Annotated in this window: 17 protein-coding genes; 13 read left to right on the top strand and 4 right to left on the bottom strand. The window is 46.9% G+C overall.

Features of this window, described 5'->3' with window-relative positions; all coding sequences use genetic code 11:
- The first annotated feature begins 110 nt into the window (after window positions 1-110).
- The gene (locus Q0389_RS01325; RefSeq protein ID WP_298690839.1) at window positions 111-2,240 is read left to right on the top strand and encodes a methyl-accepting chemotaxis protein; all 2,130 of its coding nucleotides are present in this window, start codon (window positions 111-113) and stop codon (window positions 2,238-2,240) included.
- A gap of 20 nt (window positions 2,241-2,260) precedes the next feature.
- Here the strand turns inward: Q0389_RS01325 and Q0389_RS01320 are convergent, their stop codons facing one another.
- Window positions 2,261-3,097, bottom strand: coding sequence for a peptidylprolyl isomerase (locus Q0389_RS01320; protein WP_298690836.1), 837 nt, complete (start codon window positions 3,095-3,097; stop codon window positions 2,261-2,263).
- A gap of 89 nt (window positions 3,098-3,186) precedes the next feature.
- Between Q0389_RS01320 and gltX the strand changes: the two genes are divergently transcribed.
- Complete coding sequence (gene gltX, locus Q0389_RS01315; RefSeq protein ID WP_298690833.1) at window positions 3,187-4,572, top strand: glutamate--tRNA ligase; 1,386 nt, start codon at window positions 3,187-3,189, stop codon at window positions 4,570-4,572.
- On the opposite strand, the gene Q0389_RS01310 is transcribed toward gltX, so the two are convergent.
- A complete protein-coding gene (locus tag Q0389_RS01310) occupies window positions 4,566-5,249 on the bottom strand; it encodes an MqnA/MqnD/SBP family protein (RefSeq protein WP_298690830.1) in 684 nt (227 codons plus the stop codon). The genes gltX and Q0389_RS01310 overlap by 7 nt on opposite strands.
- A 121-nt stretch (window positions 5,250-5,370) precedes the next feature.
- Between Q0389_RS01310 and Q0389_RS01305 the strand changes: the two genes are divergently transcribed.
- Genes Q0389_RS01305 through Q0389_RS01295 form a run of 3 tightly spaced genes read left to right on the top strand, consistent with a single transcriptional unit; the run spans window position 5,371 to window position 7,243 of the window.
- Complete coding sequence (locus Q0389_RS01305; RefSeq protein ID WP_298690828.1) at window positions 5,371-5,592, top strand: MoaD/ThiS family protein; 222 nt, start codon at window positions 5,371-5,373, stop codon at window positions 5,590-5,592.
- A gap of 2 nt (window positions 5,593-5,594) precedes the next feature.
- A complete protein-coding gene (locus Q0389_RS01300; protein WP_298690825.1) occupies window positions 5,595-6,041 on the top strand; it encodes a molybdenum cofactor biosynthesis protein MoaE in 447 nt (148 codons plus the stop codon).
- Window positions 6,042-6,043: 2 nt separating this feature from the next.
- On the top strand, window positions 6,044-7,243 hold the full coding sequence (locus Q0389_RS01295; protein ID WP_298690904.1) for a molybdopterin molybdotransferase MoeA: 1,200 nt from the start codon (window positions 6,044-6,046) through the stop codon (window positions 7,241-7,243).
- Here Q0389_RS01295 and Q0389_RS01290 read toward each other — a convergent pair.
- Window positions 7,240-8,565 carry an MFS transporter gene (locus Q0389_RS01290; protein WP_298690822.1) on the bottom strand — a complete coding sequence of 442 codons (1,326 nt, stop codon included), beginning with the start codon at window positions 8,563-8,565 and terminating at the stop codon, window positions 7,240-7,242. The genes Q0389_RS01295 and Q0389_RS01290 overlap by 4 nt on opposite strands.
- A 102-nt stretch (window positions 8,566-8,667) precedes the next feature.
- Here Q0389_RS01290 and rdgB point away from each other — a divergent pair, with 102 nt between their 5' ends.
- Window positions 8,668-9,294 carry an RdgB/HAM1 family non-canonical purine NTP pyrophosphatase gene (gene rdgB, locus Q0389_RS01285; RefSeq protein ID WP_298690819.1) on the top strand — a complete coding sequence of 209 codons (627 nt, stop codon included), beginning with the start codon at window positions 8,668-8,670 and terminating at the stop codon, window positions 9,292-9,294.
- Here rdgB and Q0389_RS01280 read toward each other — a convergent pair.
- Window positions 9,267-10,046: an undecaprenyl-diphosphate phosphatase gene (locus Q0389_RS01280; RefSeq protein WP_298690815.1), complete on the bottom strand. Its 780-nt coding sequence runs from the start codon at window positions 10,044-10,046 to the stop codon at window positions 9,267-9,269. The genes rdgB and Q0389_RS01280 overlap by 28 nt on opposite strands.
- Before the next feature lie 113 nt (window positions 10,047-10,159).
- On the opposite strand from Q0389_RS01280, the gene Q0389_RS01275 reads away from it, so the two are divergent.
- From Q0389_RS01275 to carA, 7 genes are all read left to right on the top strand, one after another.
- Window positions 10,160-11,266 (top strand): aminotransferase class V-fold PLP-dependent enzyme, encoded by a 1,107-nt coding sequence (locus Q0389_RS01275; RefSeq protein WP_298690812.1) that lies wholly within the window; start codon window positions 10,160-10,162, stop codon window positions 11,264-11,266.
- Between the two features lie 4 nt (window positions 11,267-11,270).
- A complete protein-coding gene (locus tag Q0389_RS01270) occupies window positions 11,271-12,122 on the top strand; it encodes an ATP phosphoribosyltransferase regulatory subunit (protein WP_298690902.1) in 852 nt (283 codons plus the stop codon).
- Between the two features lie 4 nt (window positions 12,123-12,126).
- A complete protein-coding gene (locus tag Q0389_RS01265; RefSeq protein WP_298690901.1) occupies window positions 12,127-13,377 on the top strand; it encodes an adenylosuccinate synthase in 1,251 nt (416 codons plus the stop codon).
- A gap of 18 nt (window positions 13,378-13,395) precedes the next feature.
- Window positions 13,396-13,818: a flagellar export protein FliJ gene (locus Q0389_RS01260; RefSeq protein WP_298690809.1), complete on the top strand. Its 423-nt coding sequence runs from the start codon at window positions 13,396-13,398 to the stop codon at window positions 13,816-13,818.
- Window positions 13,815-14,339, top strand: a complete 525-nt coding sequence (locus tag Q0389_RS01255; RefSeq protein ID WP_298690806.1) for a MotE family protein — start codon at window positions 13,815-13,817, stop codon at window positions 14,337-14,339. The genes Q0389_RS01260 and Q0389_RS01255 overlap by 4 nt, the downstream gene beginning before the upstream one ends.
- 73 nt (window positions 14,340-14,412) lie before the next feature.
- On the top strand, window positions 14,413-14,964 hold the full coding sequence (locus tag Q0389_RS01250) for a DUF507 family protein (RefSeq protein ID WP_298690803.1): 552 nt from the start codon (window positions 14,413-14,415) through the stop codon (window positions 14,962-14,964).
- The gene (carA, locus tag Q0389_RS01245) at window positions 14,964-16,094 is read left to right on the top strand and encodes a glutamine-hydrolyzing carbamoyl-phosphate synthase small subunit (protein WP_298690800.1); all 1,131 of its coding nucleotides are present in this window, start codon (window positions 14,964-14,966) and stop codon (window positions 16,092-16,094) included. Before Q0389_RS01250 ends, carA begins: the two co-directional genes overlap by 1 nt.
- Window positions 16,095-16,347: the final 253 nt, after the last annotated feature.

The raw sequence follows: 16,347 nt of genomic DNA, 5'->3' as shown, positions 1-16,347 counted from the left end.
ACACTTCTTCACCCCTTTATTTTGTATTTTTACGCTAATTTTACAGTTCAACAATACTATAATTGTTTATATTGTCTGTCAGTTCAATAAAATACAGAAGCGAGGTACGCATGAATAATCTCAGTATCGCACAAAAAGTACATATCCCCTTAATCGCATCGATTTTGATCGGTTTTGTCGTCGTCTTGATAAACTACCTCCTCTCAGTGAACCAAATTCGTGAAGACATTTACACGTCACAGTCGAAAGAGACCACAACGGTTTTTGAAGAAGCGATCGACGCGAAAAGCAGTGTCGGGATCACAAATGCCATCAGCATCTCAAAAAACAATGCCATTATTGAAGGGTTGCTTAGCGGCGATCGTGAAGGGACACTTCGGAATTTGAAGTCTCTTTCGAAAGAGTATAAAGAGAACACCAAATTCGGTAACATCAAGATTCATGTTCATGATCGGGATGTTCACAGTTTTATTCGGGTATGGAAACCTGAAAAATACGGTGATGATTTGAGCGGATTTCGTAAAACGATTCTTGCGGTTAAAGAGAGCCGAAAGCCGTTGGTCGCGATTGAGATCGGCAATGCAGGGCTTGAATTGCGGGGGATTGCTCCGATCCTTTCAGGAGGCGAATATATCGGCTCGGTCGAGTTTATGCAAGGGTTGAACTCTGTCGTCAAAGATATGCGTAAAAATTTCGATTCGGAATTAATCATTGCTCTGGATAACCGCTATCTTGATACTGCAAAAGAGTTAAAAGATGCCCAAAAAATAGGGAAGAATTATACATTGGCCGTTAAAGCGGACGTTGTCGACAAAACATTTTTGAATGAATTGAACGGTGCCGATTTTAATCCGAAAAACGGTGCGTTTACTACGGATCATTATTATGTGACTCCGATAGCGATCAAAGACTATTCCGGAGAACAAGTCGGGTATGCGCTGTCGGCAAAAAAACTGGAAACGGTTGAAAATCTGATTAACCAATCGGAAGACTCATTGCTGCGTCAGGTCATTATTATGTCGGTGCTTGATGTCGTTATCCTCATTTTGCTGATCGTTATCGTACGACGTGCGGTTATTGATCCGATCGAGAATCTGGATGATATTGCAAAAGAGCTTGCCAGCGGAGACGCCGATTTGAGTAAACGGCTTAAGGTTTCGTCCAATGATGAGATCGGGAAAGCGGCGCAGAGTTTTAATATCTTTATCGAAAAAGTACAAAACATCGCACGAACGGTGGAACAGCGGGCGGAAGAAGCGATGAGGGCTCAGGCTCTTTCACAAGAGCAGATGCAAAAAAACGAAACCTCTTTGATTTTGGCGCATAGCATGATTCAAGGCTCAATCTCCAATGCCGGAAGTCTTCGAAGCTCGTTGGAGAGCAATATTAAAAATCTCCATGAGGTAAATGTACTCAATCACGAGACCGGAAAAGTGGTTGACGATGTCAGCTCTCAAACCGATGAGATTATGGCAACCATGTCCAATATTACTGAAATGATCAACGATTCGCGTTCGAACTCCGAACAGCTCAATCATAATGTCAGCGAAATTTCCAATGTCATTACCCTGATTAAAGATATTTCGGACCAAACGAATTTATTGGCGTTGAATGCGGCGATCGAAGCGGCACGGGCAGGGGAACACGGACGCGGATTTGCCGTCGTTGCCGATGAAGTGCGCAAATTGGCGGAACGGACCCAAAAAGCGACGAGTGAAGTCGAAGCCAATATCAGTGTTCTTAAACAAAACTCTGTCGGAATGTTGGAAAATAGCGAACGGGTAGAAGAGTATGCGCTCGATTCGGCACAAAAACTGGATCAATTTAAAATCGTATTGGAACATCTGATCCAAAACGTCGAACGGATCAAAGAAGACAATCAGTCGATCAGCTATCAAATATTTACCAATATGGCAAAAATCGATCATATGATTTTCAAAAATAATGCGTATTCGGCAGGATTTGAAGGTAAAGTAAGCAGTGAATTCAGCGATCATCATTCGTGTGCTCTCGGACAATGGTATGAACACGGAGACGGAAAATCGGTCTTTGCGGCACACCCTTCGTATTCCAAACTTTTAGAGCCGCATAAACAGGTTCACGAAGCGGTGCGCAAAGCGATGCAGTTACTAAAAGAAGATCCGATTAAACATGCGAAAGCGATTGCACAGTGTTTTGAAGAGGCAGAGAAATCGAGTGTAGAATTGTTTTCGATCTTGAACGAGATGGTACAGTCGTAAAGACCGTACCGTTTTTGGAATTATTCGGGAAGACGAAGAACTTTGATATCGGCGCTGAGTCTGAGACGGGTAAAGTAATCGTTTAAGACTTGGTTCCGTTTCTCACCGACGATCATGTTGTCGATTTGAGGACGAACGGAATCGAGGTTTTCGGTAACGACATTTTGTTTGTCGCGCATGTAAAAACTCATAAAGCCGTTTTGACCGTTAGGGAGAATCGGTCCGAAGCTGCCGACAGGGATCTTATTCATAATTTGGGCGAGTTGAGGATTAATCGCACCGTAGGGGATATTCTCTTCTTTACTCTGAATGCTTTCGATATGGCGCATCGGATCGGCGATTTTGGCTTGCAGCGCTTCTTGAGAAGCAGCAAAGTAGGTAGTGACGTCAAAGCTCTCAGGACGGGAGAATTCATCGAGATGAAGCTGATAGTATTCGGCCTCTTCTTCGGCGCTCGGCTGTCCCATCTTGGAAAACGCGATCGAGTTATAGAGCTTTTGACCGGTAATACTTTCGGATACTTTAGCTTTGAGCCCTTTTTCATCCAAGCCGCGCACCGTTTGCATCGCATTGATGAATTGATCGACCGAGAGGTTGTTCTGTGCTGCCATCCGCTGGATCTCTTCATTGATTTCCGCGGAAGAGACGGTGATTTTTTTCTCTTGCGCTTCGAGCTGTTCCAGTTTTTTACGGATCAGCGTGTCGGCGCTTTGTTTAGCGCTCGTGCCGCTTTGTTTCATCTCTTCTTGGATTTCATACATGGTGATAGGGGTATTTTTGACTAATACGCTCACACCGCCTACGGGGGCACTCCATAAAAATGAGGCTAATAACGTTGAAAGTAATAACGGTCGCATAAACGCTCCTGATAGGTTAGAAGCTCATTTTACCCGCTTTTAACATAGCCTCAACTAAAATTGCGCAATTGTATCCAAAAGGAATTTTGATGGTAGTTACCAGATTCGCTCCGAGCCCGACCGGTTATCTTCATATCGGTGGTTTGCGTACGGCGTTATTGAGTTATCTGTGGGCGCGCCGTAACGGCGGTACATTTTTGCTTCGTATCGAAGATACCGATTTCAGCCGAAATGATGAAGCGGCGGCATTGGCCATTGTCGAGGCGTTTAAATGGGTCGGGCTGGAACACGACGGTGTGATCGAGTATCAATCGAACCGTTTGCCGATTTATCAGGAATATGCCCAAAAACTGCTCGATGCGGGGAAAGCGTATAAATGCTATATGTCCAAAGAAGAGCTTGAAGCGCTTCGCGAGGAACAAAGTGCGCGCAAAGAGCGCCCGAAATACGACAACCGCTATCGTGATTTTGCCGGAACGCCGCCGGAAGGGCGTGAAGCGGTTATCCGTATCAAAGCACCGCTAGAGGGGTCGATCACGGTACATGACGGGGTCAAAGGGGACGTCGTATTTAACGTCGCCGATATCTTGGATGATTTTATCATCGCCCGTGCCGACGGTACGCCGACGTATAACTTTGTCGTCGCCGTGGACGATGCGTTGATGGGTGTGACGGACGTTATCCGCGGAGATGACCACCTCTCTAATACACCGAAGCAGATCGTTGTGTATGAAGCGCTCGGTTTTCCGGTTCCCAAATTTTTCCATGTTCCGATGATTCACAATCACGAAGGGAAAAAGCTTTCCAAACGTGACGGAGCGACCGACGTTATGGCGTACAAAACCTTGGGATATACTCCTGAAGCACTGCTCAATTTTCTGGTCCGTCTGGGATGGAGTCACGGCGATCAGGAGATTTTTTCTTTGCAAGAGATGCTGGAGCTTTTCGATCCGAGCGACATTAACCGTTCCGCGTCGGTCTATAATGCCGAAAAACTCGATTGGCTCAACAGCCATTACATCAAAAATATGCCGAATGAAAAATTGTGTGAATTGTTAGAGTTCTACGGTGTCATGCTGGTAAGCCACGACAAGCGTGAAATCTTGCTCGATGCATTGAAAGAACGTTCGAAAACGTTGGTCGAAATGGCCAATCAGATCAATGAGATTTTGGTTCGTCCTGCCGGATTCGACGAAGCAGCCCTCAAAAAAGGGTATAAAGAAGAGAGCAAAGCGATTCTCCAAACGTTTGCCGAAGCTCTGAAAAACGGGGGCGAATTGCATTTGCCTACCGATTATCATCACGTGATGGAAGCGGTCGTAGCGCAGTTAGAGATCGGATTCGGAAAAATCGGTCAACCGCTTCGGATTGCGTTGATGGGAAAACTCTCCGGTCCCGGATTGGATACGGTGATGGCGATTATCGGAGTGGATGAGACATTGGCGCGTATCGACGCGCTTCTGGCGCATCAATAACGGATTTCTCGTAAAGAGGGGGTCAACCCTCTTTGTCTTGCCTCTTTTGCAAATTTTTTAAACCCTTTTTCCTCTTTAATCCCTACCTTATAACTGATATAGCGCAGATAATCGGTGATTTGTGTCGGCGTCATGGCACTTTTTCGGGAATTTTCCATCAGAATATAGTAAGGAATTTTGATTTTTGTCCGGACGAATGCACGGCTGAGACGACGGAGCTCCTCGCTGTGATGATGGGTGCACAAATGGGCAAAAACAAAAGGGAGACGGGTTCGCTCATGCCATACTCTTCCCAAATCGATATGCTCTTTGCCGCTGTAGTAATGGCGTAACGCCTTGTCCCCGATCAATACCTCTCCGTGGACTTCCAAGACGCGGGCGAGAAGGTTGGAAGTCGCGGAATCGGCATCTTTTTTATCTTCGTCGCACGGCAATGCGATCACGCTGAGCACTTCGCGTTGGGCAACGATTCCGACACCGAATCGGAGGCAGCTTTGGGCCGTAATACTGGAGATAAAAGCCGCATCGATGCGTCGAGCCGCGAATTCTCGGTTCAAGGAGGAGGGGACTCCTTTGTGATGGAGGAGACTTTGGTGGAAACGGCTTGTACGGGCGTAACGTTTGATAAAAACATGAAACGGCAGAAGATTGATAAAATCGATTTTTCCGAAAATCAAGGATGATCCCTCTTAGGTAAGTAGGGGGGTATTATACTAAATCCTCGGCTAACAAGGCTCTGTTAGTTCTCTTTTGCTATAATCGGCTCTATTAAAACTCAACTGAAATAGAGGAATTGTCATGGTGACAATCGAATTTTTAGGACCGATTCAAAAGGCTCCGCTGACGATGGAAGCTGCATCCTTGCGCGATGTTGCCGAAGCATTAAAAAACGATGAAGAGATGGGACCGTGGATAGAGAGCTGTGCGGTTGCACTGAATGATACTTTGGTCGCATCGCTGGATACGCCGCTGAAAGAGGGAGATCGCATCTCTCTTCTTCCTCCCGTGTGCGGAGGGTGAGCGTGTTGGAATTGTATGACGGGGCTTTGAATGTTCCGGAAATTTTGACCCGTTGGTATGCTCAAGAGGCGTCGAACAATTACGGTGCGTATATTCCGTTTGTCGGAACGGTACGCGAAGAGGACGGAATCGAAGGGTTGAGCTTCGATGTTTACGAACCTATCCTCACGTCATGGTTTGAAGCATGGGTCGCAAAAACGTCCCCGTCGGGGGCAACTTTGAAAATGGCTCATAGCCGCGGCGATGTGTTGGTACACGAGTCGAGCTATATTGCGGCGGTATTTTCGCCGAAACGACGGGTGGCGCTGGAAACCATCGAGCGGTTCGTCGAAGATTTCAAAGCTTCGGCTCCGATTTGGAAATACGATCTCAAAGACGGCAAACGCGTGTATGCGCGTGATCGTTCGACTCCGATTGCCGGAGCCGGGATACTCGGAGGGATTTCGTGAGTATGATTTCATACGAGACCTCTCAAAATATGATCAGTCTTCTGCCGATGGGAAGTTTACGCGGCGAAAATGTCTTTTTGGGCAACGCCCTCGGGAGGATTCTGGCAGAGGATATCGTAGCACAGGAAGATTATCCGCTTCATCCCACTTCGTCGATGGACGGGTATGCGATCGTCCATAGCGATCTCGAAGAGTTTGAATCGTTCATCATCCACGGCGACAATCCTGCGGGAGCCGATGAGATCGGAAGCGTCATGAGCGGAGTGTGCATCAAGACCTTTACCGGTTCGTTGATGCCGGAAGGTTCCGATACCCTTGTCCCTATCGAAAACGTCCGCGTAGAAGGTGATGAAATCGTTATCGAAAAACCTGTTCCGAAAGGTTTCGCAGTACGTCCTGTCGGGGAGAGCTACCATGAAGGGGAAGTGCTGATTTCGAAAGGGACCAAACTCGGTTTTGCCGAGATCGGCGTTTTGGCCGGGATCAACCGCGTGATGATTCGGGTGACACAGCCTCCGCGTGTGGCTATCATCGCCACGGGAAGCGAAGTTCTCGACATCGGTGAAAGTGCTCGCCATGAGGGGCAGATACGCAGTTCAAACAGCTACACGCTTCAGGCGTTGGTCGATTCATTGGGGGCTAAAAGCATCCAACTCGGGATCGTCGGCGATGATAAACATGCGATCATGGAGCGTTTTGAAGAGGCGATGCGTTCTGCCGATATTATCGTCAGTACCGGCGGCGTCAGCGTCGGTGATTACGATTTCGTGAAGCATATCGTCCCAAAACTCGGTGCAGACGTAATTTTCAAAGGGGTCAACATCAAGCCCGGTCAGCATGTGATGGTGGCGCAGCGGGGTGAAAAGTTCATCATCTCGTTGCCGGGATTTGCTTACTCGTCGACGGTAACGTTTATCCTTTATGCAGCACCTCTGATCGCGCGGATGATGGGGATGGAAAATCCGTATGAGCCGATTGAGGCGACGCTTAAAGTGCCGTTTGCAAAACGTTCTAACAAAAGCGAATTTACCGCCTGTAATCTTTCCTTCGAAGATGGACGTTATTGGGTCGATTTTGAGGGAAAGAAGAGTGGAAGCTCTGCTATTTTGACGAATCTTCTGGGAAATGCCGGTTTAATGATTTGCGGCGAAGAGGACGGAGATTTGGAAGCGGGGACATTGGTTAGAGTAATTAAACTCTAACCTTTAACTATTTTGGCTTTGATAGCCTCTTCTTCAATCAGCGATTTACGGTATTTGACGACAACGACGTTTTCTGTCTCGTTGATATACCATTCCGCAATATGTTCATGCTCCAATCCGGAGAGTTTTTCCTGATCTATTTCTTCCATCGGAAGATACAAATGTGAATAACGGTGAGGATTTTGCATTTTAAACGTCCATAATAACCACAAAGTGGTCACGACGATCAATCCGATTGCCAACGTCTCACGGTTCGAGTATTGTAATGCGATCCCCGCGAGAGTCCCGCCGACAAAGGTCATAAAATAAGCAAACCCGTTCGCGATTCCAAGTGCGGCCCCTTTTTGGTGTACTTTAGCAAATTTTGAGATCATCGACTGAACGAGCGGTTCCATCATATTAAACGCGATAAAAAAGCTGACAACACCCAGAATGAATTCCCATCCTTTTGTTGCAAAGCCCATGAGAGTAAAAGCTACGATAAACAAGACGATAGAGAGGAGAAAGATTTCACGGGGTTTATTGTGTTTTTCTCCGAATACCGCAGCAGGCCCCATCGCGACAAGCCCCATGAACATTGCCGGAAGATAGGCGTGCCACAGCTCTTTTTTGTCCCATAAAAAACCGTATTCGGGCTGAATTAAAAGGATAGGAATAATGACGAAAGCGACAGTCATCAGCCCTTTTTGCATTCCGTTGGTGACGATCATGCTCAGGAGATTCGGGTCTTTGAGAATATCGGCCGTAGTAGTGCTGGAGTGGTAGATATGATGAATCTTCGGAGGAGTCGGGACTTTGGTAAACAAGATCAGCATAGCCGCTATCGAAAGGAGACCCGTAATCCAGAAGAGTGATTGAACACCGAAATAGGCTCCGATGACCGGCCCGATTGCCATGGCCAATGCAAAACTGATCGCGATGGTCCCCCCCATCAATGCCATAGCATGTCCCCGTTTTTCTTCGGGAACGAGGTCGCTGATCATCGCGGGAATGACGGCCCCGATCGCACCTGCACCTTGCAAGAAACGCCCGATCATGAGCATGTAGATATCGCCGCTCACCGCACAGATGATTGAGCCGACCAGAAAAATTACCAGTCCGATCAATAGCGTCGGTTTGCGACCTATTTTGTCACTCATCGTGCCGAACGGGACTTGAAAAATCGCTTGTGTCAGGGCATAACCGCCGACAATAACCCCTACTAAGAGAGGAGTGGAACCTTCCATTCCCAATGCATACGTCGAGAGAATCGGAAGAACGAGAAAAAGACCGAAAAAGCGGAGCGATAAAATCGCAGAAAGTGGTAGGACGGTTTTAAACACACTATGACCTTGGGTTAGCTAAAATTTCTGCCATTATAATACAACGGCAGATGAAACATTTGATAAATGAAAATGGCTAAAGTCTGCTATAAGGATTGCCGCGTGAAAGTTGTTCTAGCCACTTCCAATAAAGGAAAAGTACGGGAAATTATCGAATTATTGCACGATCGGGAAGTCTTTCCTTATACGGATTTGATCGAGGGGTTCGAGATCGTCGAAGACGGAGCAACGTTCAAAGCCAACGCACTGATCAAAGCGCGCGCCGTCTTTTCGGCATTGGGCGATGATGATGCGATCGTGATCGCCGATGACAGCGGTATCAGCGTCGATGTGCTGGGAGGGGCTCCCGGGATATACAGCGCCCGCTACGGCGGAGAAGGCTCAAGCGATCGGGATAACCTCCTTAAACTCGTCGAAGCGTTAAAAGAGAAAGGGGTTGAAACATCGCCCGCCCATTACACGGCGGCGATTGCGGTGGTGTCCCGTGAGGGGGAAAGCTGTGTTCACGGATGGATGCATGGGGATGTGATTACCTCTCTTCGCGGCGAAAACGGGTTTGGATACGATCCGATTTTTATTCCGAGCGGATACGATCAAACATTGGGCGAATTGCCGAACGATGTGAAAAAAGGGCTTTCGCACCGTTCCAAAGCGTTGGAACTGGCGAAAATTTTGATCGATCAGATCAAGTTTTTACGCACTCATGCGGGAAGCGTTGCTACGAAATAGAAGAAGATGACGCCGACGATAATGCGGTAGATCGCAAACGGGACGAAGGTATGGCGGCTGACAAAGCCGACAAACAGTTTGACTGTCGCAAACGCAAATGCAAAGGCAGTCACAAACGCGACGGCAAGCATCGAATAATCATCCACTACCATCTCATGCCGATGTTTAAACAGATCGTAAGCCGTGGCGATGATCATCGTCGGAATCGCGAGAAGAAACGAAAATTCGGCGGCGCTTTTGCGTTTAAGCCCCAGGAAAAGCCCTCCGATGATGGTAGCGCCTGAACGGCTGGTTCCAGGAACCATCGATACGCTTTGAAAAAGACCGATTAAAAAGGCCTCTTTATAGGTCAGCTGATCCAGCTCTTTGCCGTCGTCAATCCCTTTGTCGCGGCGAAAATATTCGACGGCCAGAAAAACGATCCCTCCGGCAATCAGCATAAAACTGACCGTTTCGACACCGAAGAGTGCTTTGATCTGTTTATAAAACAAAAATCCCAATGCTCCGGTAGGGAGAAATGCGACGGCAAGTTTGATCCAGAGGGTTTTGTCTCGGATCAAATCTTTGGCATACAAAAACAAGACTGCCAGAATGCTTCCAAGCTGAATAGCGACTTCAAACGCTTTATGGGCATTGGTCTGTTCCAGCCCCAAAAGCTGTGAGGCTAGAATGAGATGCCCCGTAGAAGAGACGGGTAAAAACTCGGTAACCCCTTCGAGGGCGCCCAAAATCAATGAATCAAACAGTGTCATTTGTACTCTTTTTTTAGCGCAATTGTAGCATAGCCTGCCCCCTTAAAGCTCTCCTAACCTCATATAGGGTAAAATGCGCGGATTTATGACACTTTCCATCAAGGAATTTTTTGATGCTACTTTTTACCCCAGGCCCTACCCCTGTACCGGAATCGGTACGTATCGCGATGGCAGGCGAGACATTGCACCACCGCACCCCTGAATTTGAAGCGATCTTTGAGCGGACTCGCACATTATTGTTTGAACTTTTCGGCATGGATGAAATTTTGATGCTGGCTTCATCCGGTACCGGTGCGATGGAAGGGGCGGTGATCAATCTGGCGCACTCTAAACTCCTCTCGATTAATTCGGGAAAATTCGGTGAGCGTTTCGGAAAAATTGCTCTAGCCCACGGGATTGCCAATGTTGAGATTAAGCATGAGTGGGACACTCCGGCAACGGTTGAAGAGGTTCAGGCGGCACTTCAGGCTAACCCCGATATCGATGCGATTGCGATTCAAATTTGTGAAAGTGCGGGCGGTCTCCGTCACAGTGCCGAAGCGATTGCGGCGGCGGTCAAAGCGCACAATCCTTCTATTATGGTCATTGCTGACGGTATCACGGCCGTCGGCGTCGAAAAAATCGACGTCAGCAATATCGATTGTCTGATTTCAGGGAGCCAAAAAGCACTGATGCTCCCTCCGGGGCTTGCATTGATGGGGCTTTCCAATGCGGCTGTCGAGAAAATCGGAAGCGGCAAAGGGTACTACTTTAATTTGGCGACAGAGATTAAAAATCAGCGTAAAAACACGACGGCATGGACGGCGGCAACAACGTTGATTATCGGTCTCGAGAGCATTTTGAACCGGATTAAAGCCGAAGGCGGATTAGAAAAACTGTACAGCGATACGGCACGTCGTGCCAAAGCGACCCGCGAAGCGCTTGTTGCCATCGGATTGAGTATTTATCCGACGGCACCTGCCGACTCCATGACGACGATCGGTGATGCACAGGCGAAGGAGATCCGTTCTTTGTTGAAAAAGGAGTTCGGTTCCAACGTCGCCGGAGGACAAGACCATATCAAAGATTCGATTTTCCGTATTAACCACATGGGACTGATTGCACCGTATGAAGCGGCATGGGTTATTAACGGTGTCGAGTTGGCGTTGGCTAAACTGGGTCGCCGTGCGTATGACGGAACGGCAAACCGCGTGTTTAACACCGTTTATTTTGGGCTTTAATCTTATGGTTTTTGAACACGAAATTCCGGAAGGCTCGAAGCTCTACTTTGCCGCGACGGCAAAAACGAAGCGTCTCATCGAGACCAAAGCGAGCGAATTGCTCAGTGAAGCCGGATTTGAAGAGATTTCGACTCCGCTGTTTTCGTACCATCAGCACCAGAGCGTTTGCGATCAGCGCGAACTGATCCGTGTCAATGACAGCGAAAACCATCCGATCAGTCTGCGCGCCGATTCGACGATCGATGTCGTTCGTATCGTCAACAAACGCCTCGGCGGCAACACGGAGCATAAAAAGTGGTTTTATGTCCAGCCGGTGTATCGCTATCCCGCAGAGGAGCAGTATCAAATCGGTGTCGAGATTATCGGAGAACCGAACCTTTCGGTTGCCTTGGAACAATCAACACGGATACTCAAAGCATTGGACGTATCCGCACTTCTCCAAATTTCCAATATCAATATTCCGCGTCTTCTCTCGGAGATGTTGAATATCGATTTGGATGATTTCCGCCATGTCAATATCGAGAAGTTTTTATCGCTGAAGATCGACTGGCTGACCCGTTTGGTCTATATGCAGCATGCCCATGAGATCGAGGGCGTCGTCGAAATCGTTCCCGAGGCTATCAAAAGGGAATTAATCAAGATAAAAGAGCTGTGTGATGGATTGGAACACCCCAATGTGGTGATTGCCCCGCTCTATTACGCTAAAATGCTCTATTATGACGAACTTTTTTTCCGAGTGATCGAAAAAAACGAGATGTACGCGATGGGCGGACGCTACAAGAGCGACGATACCGTTTCGGTCGGATTCGCGATCTATACCGATGCGTTGATTGACGCATTACATTCAACAAAATAGGAAGATTATGAAAGCAGATTTAATTGTCGGTATCCAGTGGGGAGACGAAGGAAAAGGGAAAATCGTTGATTTGCTCGCGCAAAAATACGATTGTGTCGCCCGTTATCAGGGGGGACACAATGCCGGACATACGATCGTCGTTGACGGTAAAACCCACGCTTTGCACTTGATCCCCTCAGGAATTTTGAACCCTAAAGCGATCAACATTATCGGTAACGGAGTAGTCGTTTCTCCTGAAGCGCTGATCAAAGAGATGAAGCAGTTTGATAATTTGCTCGGACGCTTGTTTGTATCCGAATCGGCACATATGATTTTGACCTTCCACATTCTGATCGATCAGGCCAAAGAGAAGCTTCGCGGCGAAAAAGCGATCGGTACGACGGGGCGGGGAATCGGACCGGCTTACAGCGAAAAAATTGCACGTGCGGGATTCCGACTTGGCGAGCTTCGGGATGTTGAAGCGTTGACCAACCGTGTCATCGAATATTTCGAACAAAACAAAGCGATTTTCGAAGCGTTGGAGATTGCCTTGCCGAGCCGTGAGGAATTGACGGCCGAATTAAACGGTTATGCCGAAAAGCTGGTACCGTTTTTGGCCAACACGACCCAAATGGCTTGGAAACTGATGGATGAAGGGCAAAAAATCCTTCTCGAAGGGGCACAAGGGACGATGCTCGACATCGATCACGGAACCTATCCGTATGTGACTAGTTCATCAACAATCTCTGCGGGAGCATGTACCGGTCTGGGTGTCAATCCGAAAGATATCGGAAAAGTGACGGGAATCGTCAAAGCATACTGCACCCGTGTCGGAAACGGACCGTTCCCGACGGAAGACCACGGCGAAGTCGGCGAGCGTCTTCGTAAAGTGGGGCATGAATTCGGTACCTCTACGGGACGTCCCCGCCGATGCGGATGGTTTGACGCGGTAGCATGCCGTTACGCCAGTCGTTTAAACGGATGCGATGATCTATCGATCATGAAACTGGATGTATTGGACGGTTTCGATGAAATTCAAGTCTGCGTCGCCTATGAAGTGAACGGCGAAGTGATCGATTATTTCCCGCTTGATTTGGAAAACGTCAAACCGGTCTATAAAACGTTTCCGGGATGGGATAAAACGGAAGGGGTACGTCGTTTTGAAGATCTTCCGGTAACGGCGCAAGAGTATTTGCGTGCACTCGAAGAGTTGACACAAACGAAGATCGGGATGATCTCTACTTCTCCGGATCGAAACGACACGATTAGATTATAATCTCATGAAGGGGGCGATATGAGCAAGTCGCGTTACGAGCCTTTGGTTAAACTCAAAAAAAAGAGTTTAGACAGTGCCGAACGCGCTTTAATCGCCGCCAATAATGAACTCTCTTCTGCAACCGATAAACTTTCTCACGCATATGAGGCCCTCTCGACAATGGCACTTCCCACACGCGGATCAGTAGGTGAATTTACTCAAGCCGCTTCGATGATTCATGCGCAACATCTCAGTATCGAGCGATGTCAGCAGGCGTTATACTCCGCCGAACAAAAACAAAAGACAATGAGAGAGAGTTTTCAGAAGGCGATGGTTGAGTTTGAAAAGTTTAAATATTTGGAAGTTCAGGAGATGAACGCTAAGATTAAAGCGATCAAAAAACAAGAAGAAAAAATGCTGGATGAAATCGGCACTATGACTTTTAAAAGAGAGAGTATATGAGAATAGTATGGATGATGTTATGGATAACGGCAGAAATTTTCGCGGCGCAGAACACCAAGTCCTACGAATGTACAAAAATTTTCGAAGATCGTAAAAATGAACTGCTGGTTGAATTAAGCCGTATCGATGAGCAGCGCCAGTCTCTGGATGCTTTGAAAAAAGCGACCGAAGATCTTCTCCGCAAAAAAGAGGCGGCCGTTCAGGGCAAAGATACAAAAGTCGATCAAAAACTCTCCGAAATAAAAGATCGGGAAGCATCCGTTAAAAAAATGCTGGATGAAAATAAAAAAGTTTTGGAGCAGATCAAGCAAATCAAATCGGATAAAGTGTCTCAAACGTTTGCGAAGATGAAGCCCTCCGCCTCGGCACAGATCCTTTCGCAGATGGAAGCATCCGACGCAGCCGATATCATGAGTACGTTAAACAGCAAAGTAGTCGGTCAGATTTTGGCGAAGATGGATCCGAAAAAAGGGTCTGAAATTACCGGGAAATTGCGGAGCGTTCCCGAGGCAGCAAAATAGGACACTTTATATCTCTAAGCGATTTGAGAGGTGTTTTAGAGTAAAATGCAAAAAATTTCACTCAGGGCTGGCAATGAAGGTTTCACTGACACACGTACCCCATATCGCGACACGTATCGCGGTTGATTTAAGCCGCAGCGGTTTGGTCACGATGACCAAAGGGCTTGAGAGTGCCGCAAAAGAGGCCGAAGAGGTTTTAAGCACCAATATCAAAAAAGAGATCGCATTGGAAGAGAAGGTCAAAGAGATCGTCAATGCGAACGAAGAACAGATCGATTTTTATCTTGCGGATGAGCGGCAATTGTTCTTTATGATCAAAAAGAAATTGGCTCCCCAATACGGTGTAATTCTCTCGTATGAAGACCGTTATTCGGATATCGCCCACCAAATTCTCGATCTTTTGTACGAGGAAGATTTGATCCGTTACGATGTCAGTGAAAACCGTATCAAAAACATCATTTACGATGCGATTACCGGATCGATTGCCGATTCAACCGAAATCGAATCGGCAGTATTTCAAAAACTCAAAAGTTACAAACGCAATCTTATCCCGGGAACGGATGAATACGAGATCGTGTACGAAAAGCTTTATAAAGACGAATTGGTTAGACGGGGGATGGCATAATGTTACGAGACGCATGGATATATCTTGAAAACGGGACTTATTTAAGCGCTAAAAGTTTCGGTGCCGATACGACAGCTGTCGGTGAGATCGTTTTCAATACGTCGATGAGCGGTTATCAAGAGATCATTACCGACCCTTCGTATGCAGGTCAATTCGTGACGTTTACGATGCCTGAGATCGGTAATGTAGGGGTAAACGAAGAAGACATGGAAAGTGCACGTGCGCATTGTAAAGGTGTGATCGTTCGCCAATACCAGCCTCAACACTCTAATTTCCGTGCCGAAGAGGCGTTGCATACTTTTTTAGAAAAATACGGAATCATCGGAATTTGCGATATCGATACCCGATTTATTACCAAGATGCTCCGAACGCAAGGGGCGATGATGATGATCGCCTCGACCAAAGTATCCGATAAAGAAGAGCTGAAAAAATTGTTGGAAAACTCTCCTCGTATCGAAGAGGTCAATTACATCGAAGAGGTTAGTACCAAAGAGAAATATATTCATACCAACGGTGTTTACGATCCGTTCCATTTCCGCTATAACGACGCTCCGGCTCCCAAAGCGAAAATCGCTGCGATCGATTTCGGTGTCAAACGCAATATTCTAAACGAATTGACCGAAGCAGGCCTACAAGTCGAAGTTTTACCGAATACGTTTAGTGCGGATGAGCTGATAACACGCTTTGACGCTAAAGAGATCGACGGGGTATTTCTCTCAAACGGCCCAGGTGATCCCTTGGTACTGAAAAAAGAACAAGAAGAGATCAAAAAACTGATAGAGCGTAAAATTCCCCTCTTCGGCATCTGCTTGGGACATCAGCTTCTCAGCATCGCACACGGATACGATACCCACAAACTGAAATTCGGACATCACGGCGGAAATCATCCGGTGAAAAACGTCAAAACAGGGATGGTAGAGATTACGGCGCAAAATCATAATTATAATGTTCCCGAATCGGTTCGAGAAATTGCGGAAGTGACTCATATTAACCTTTTTGACGGTACTATCGAAGGACTTCGATATAACAGCGGTCACGTCTTTTCGGTTCAACACCATCCGGAATCGAGTCCGGGACCGAAAGAGAGCCGATATATTTTTACCGAGTTTTTACAACTTCTTAGTCGCTAAATCCTTATAAAAGGATTTGGCTTTTCTCTTGTGATGACGATAAATTTGCCTCTGAGTGTTACTTTTTTACCCCTAATCCTGTCAATAACCTTAAATTAATCGTTAAGTTTTCATATAGTGAAAAACATTTAATAATTTAAGATTCTTCAAATACTGCGATTGCTATCATTAGAGTGTCTAATAGCCTACTTTTGTTACAAAAGTGTTAAGGGCATCTTTGATTTCACATTTTTGCGAAGTCAGAGGTGCCCTA

It is taken from the genome of uncultured Sulfuricurvum sp., assembly GCF_937936435.1.
In the GTDB taxonomy this organism is placed as follows: Bacteria; Campylobacterota; Campylobacteria; order Campylobacterales; family Sulfurimonadaceae; genus Sulfuricurvum.
The sequence above is the reverse complement of the archived record's forward strand: the minus strand, read 5'-3'. Positions and strand labels throughout refer to the sequence as shown.